The organism is Peptoniphilus sp. DNF00840, assembly GCF_001553125.1.
GTDB classification, from domain to species: domain Bacteria; phylum Bacillota; class Clostridia; order Tissierellales; family Peptoniphilaceae; genus Peptoniphilus_A; species Peptoniphilus_A vaginalis.
This window is the reverse complement of sequence record NZ_KQ960219.1, coordinates 1-3,351: the sequence shown is the minus strand read 5'-3', so window position 1 is coordinate 3,351 and position 3,351 is coordinate 1. Positions and strand designations below refer to the sequence as shown.

3 protein-coding genes are annotated in these 3,351 nt (G+C 36.9%); all 3 read left to right on the top strand.

Going from position 1 to position 3,351, the window contains the following annotated elements; genetic code table 11:
- Positions 1-231: 231 nt before the first annotated feature.
- On the top strand, positions 232-645 hold the full coding sequence (gene rpsL / locus HMPREF1864_RS05615) for a 30S ribosomal protein S12 (protein WP_019124174.1): 414 nt from the start codon (positions 232-234) through the stop codon (positions 643-645).
- A 92-nt stretch (positions 646-737) separates the two neighbouring features.
- A complete protein-coding gene (rpsG, locus tag HMPREF1864_RS05610; RefSeq protein WP_062571859.1) occupies positions 738-1,208 on the top strand; it encodes a 30S ribosomal protein S7 in 471 nt (156 codons plus the stop codon).
- A 15-nt stretch (positions 1,209-1,223) separates the two neighbouring features.
- Positions 1,224-3,299, top strand: a complete 2,076-nt coding sequence (gene fusA / locus HMPREF1864_RS05605) for an elongation factor G (RefSeq protein WP_062571858.1) — start codon at positions 1,224-1,226, stop codon at positions 3,297-3,299.
- Positions 3,300-3,351: the final 52 nt, after the last annotated feature.

Sequence of the window (3,351 nt, the reverse complement as noted above, 5' to 3'; positions counted from 1 at the left end):
TTTGTGTCGCATTTAATTTTACAACTTATTTTATGAATAACTGATCTAAATTTTTAATAAAAAGAATAGATTATGAAAAAATATGGAAATTTCGCCAATTTCTCATATTTTTTTGTTGACTTAATGATTATCTAATGATAAAATTGATGAGTATTTGAGACGGAAAGACTACCTAAATGCAGGTAGTCTTTGAAATGTCCAATACTATTAATAAAACAGGAGGTGCAATTAATGCCTACAATTAACCAATTAGTAAGAAATGGTAGAAAGAAAATTCACAGTAAATCTAAATCACCAGCTCTTGATGTAAACTATGACACACTTAAAAAAGTTGAAACTGAAGTTAATTCTCCACAAAAAAGAGGAGTTTGTGTTGCAGTAAGAACAGTAACACCTAAGAAACCGAATTCAGCTCTTAGAAAAGTTGCCAGAGTTCGTTTAACAAATGGATACGAAGTTATGGCTTACATTCCAGGAATCGGACACAACCTACAAGAACACAGTGTTGTTTTAATCCGTGGTGGAAGAGTAAAGGATTTACCAGGTGTTAGATACCATATCGTAAGAGGTACTCTTGATACAGCTGGAGTTACAGACAGAAAGCAATCTAGATCTAAATATGGTACTAAGAAACCTAAAAATTGATAGAATTTTACATGAGATTTTATAGATTTTTGGCTTACGGGCTCAACCTGAGTACCAATGAATCGACTGAAAAATAGTTAAGGAGGGAAGTTATGCCAAGAAAAGGACATATCCAAAAACGTGAAGTTATGGCTGATCCAGTATATGCTGATGTGGTTATCACTAAGCTTATAAACAATGTTATGCTTGACGGTAAAAAAGGTACTGCTCAAAAAATTGTATATGGAGCACTTGAAACAATTGCAGAACAAACTGGAGAAGACGCACTTGAAGTATTTTACAAGGCACTTAACAATGTAATGCCTGTACTTGAAGTAAAGGGAAGAAGAATAGGCGGTGCTACTTACCAAGTACCAATGGAAGTAAGACCAGAAAGACGCCAAACTCTAGGCCTTAGATGGTTAGTTAAATATGCAAGAGTAAGAGGCGAAAATACAATGCACGAAAGACTTGCAAAAGAAATTCTAGACGCATCTAACGGTTTAGGCGGAAGTGTTAAGAGAAAAGATGAAATGCATAGAACAGCAGAAGCTAACAAGGCATTTGCTCACTATAGATGGTAATAAGGGGAGGAATTTATGGCTCGCGAAATACCATTAAGTAAATATAGAAATATCGGTATTATGGCCCATATTGATGCTGGAAAGACTACTACTACAGAACGTATTCTTTTCTACGCTGGTAAGATTCACAAAATCGGTGAAACTCATGACGGTGGAGCACAAATGGACTGGATGGAACAAGAACAAGAAAGAGGTATCACAATTACTTCTGCAGCTACTACATGTCACTGGAAGGGCTACAGACTTAATATCATTGATACTCCGGGACACGTTGACTTCACAGTTGAAGTTGAAAGATCTCTAAGAGTACTTGATGGTGCTGTTGCACTTTTTGATGCAAAAAGTGGTGTAGAACCTCAATCTGAAACTGTTTGGAGACAAGCAGACAAATACCATGTTCCAAGAATCGCACACATAAACAAGATGGACGTTACAGGTGCAGACTTCTTTAGATCTGTTGATACTATTGACAAGAAGCTAAAGGGTAACCCTGTTCCAATTCAAATTCCAATGGGAGCAGAAGATACTTTCATAGGAATGATTGACCTTGTTGAAATGAAAGCAGAAATTTACAAGGATGAACTTGGTAAGGAAATCGAAATTACAGATGTTCCTGAAGAGTACATGGAAGTTGCAACAAAATATAGAGAAAACTTAATTGAAGTTGCATCTGAATTTGATGAAGATCTAATGATGACTTACCTTGAAGGTGAAGAAATCGACAAAGAACTTCTTAAGAAAGCTATAAGAAAGGGTACTCTTGCTGTTAAGATTACTCCAGTATCTTGTGGTTCTTCTTACAAAAACAAGGGTGTACAACTTCTTCTTGATGCAATTATTGATTACCTTCCATCTCCTATTGATGTACCTGCAATTATTGGTACTGATGCTGATGGAAATGAAGTTGATAGACACGCATCTGATGATGAACCATTCTCAGCTCTTGCATTTAAAATCGTAACTGACCCATACGTTGGTAAGCTTGCTTACTTTAGAGTTTACTCTGGAGTTCTTAAAGCAGGTTCTTATGTTATGAACTCTGCAAAGGGTAAGAGAGAAAGAATCGGAAGAATTCTTCAAATGCACGCTAACAAGAGAGAAGAAATCGAAGAAATCCACGCAGGAGAAATCGCAGCAGCTGTTGGTCTTAAAGACACAAGTACTGGTGATACTCTTTGTGATGAAAAGAATCAAGTTATACTTGAAAACATGGAATTCCCAGATCCAGTTATCTCTGTAGCAATTGAACCAAAGACTAAAGCTTCTCAAGATAAGATGGCTCTTGCTCTTGCAAAACTTGCAGAAGAAGACCCAACTTTCAAAACATATACTGATGAAGAAACTGGTCAAACTATTATCGCTGGTATGGGTGAACTTCACCTTGATATCATCGTTGATAGACTACTAAGAGAATTTAAGGTAGAGGCTAATATTGGTAATCCACAAGTATCTTATAGAGAAGGTATTAGAAAAGCTGCTGAAGGTGAAGCTAAATACGCTCGTCAATCAGGTGGTCGTGGACAATATGGTCACGCTAAGATTAGAATCGAACCAAACGAACCAGGCGCTGGATTTGTATTCGAAAATGCCATCGTTGGTGGTGCAATTCCTAAGGAATTTATTGGACCAACTCAACAAGGTATCGAAGAAGCACTTCAATCTGGTATCATTGGTGGATACGAAGTTCTTGATGTTAAGGTAACTCTTTACGATGGTTCTTACCACGAAGTCGACTCTTCAGAAATGGCATTTAAGATTGCCGGATCTATGGCAGTAAGAGATGCTCTTGCAAAAGCTGATCCAGTACTTCTTGAACCAACAATGAAGGTTGAAGTTACAACTCCAGAAGAATACATGGGAGATGTAATCGGAGATATTAACTCAAGACGTGGTAGAATGGAAGGTATGGAACTTGTAGCTGGAGCTCAAATCGTTACAGCTTATGTACCACTAGCAGAAATGTTTGGTTATGCAACAAGCCTTCGTTCAAATACACAAGGAAGAGCAAACTACTCAATGATATTTGATCACTACGAAGAAGTACCTGCATCAATTGCTGAAGAAGTAGTTGGAGATAAAAAGAAAAAATAATAAATAGGAGGATTAATAATGGCAAAAGCAAAATTTGAAAGAAATAAACCAC

Excerpts from the sequence above, each read along its gene's own strand:
- fusA (WP_062571858.1), top strand. The coding sequence starts at position 1,224 with ATGGCTCGCGAAATACCATTAAGTAAATATAGAAATATCGGTATTATG.
- rpsG (WP_062571859.1), top strand. The coding sequence starts at position 738 with ATGCCAAGAAAAGGACATATCCAAAAACGTGAAGTTATGGCTGATCCA.
- rpsL (WP_019124174.1), top strand. The coding sequence starts at position 232 with ATGCCTACAATTAACCAATTAGTAAGAAATGGTAGAAAGAAAATTCAC.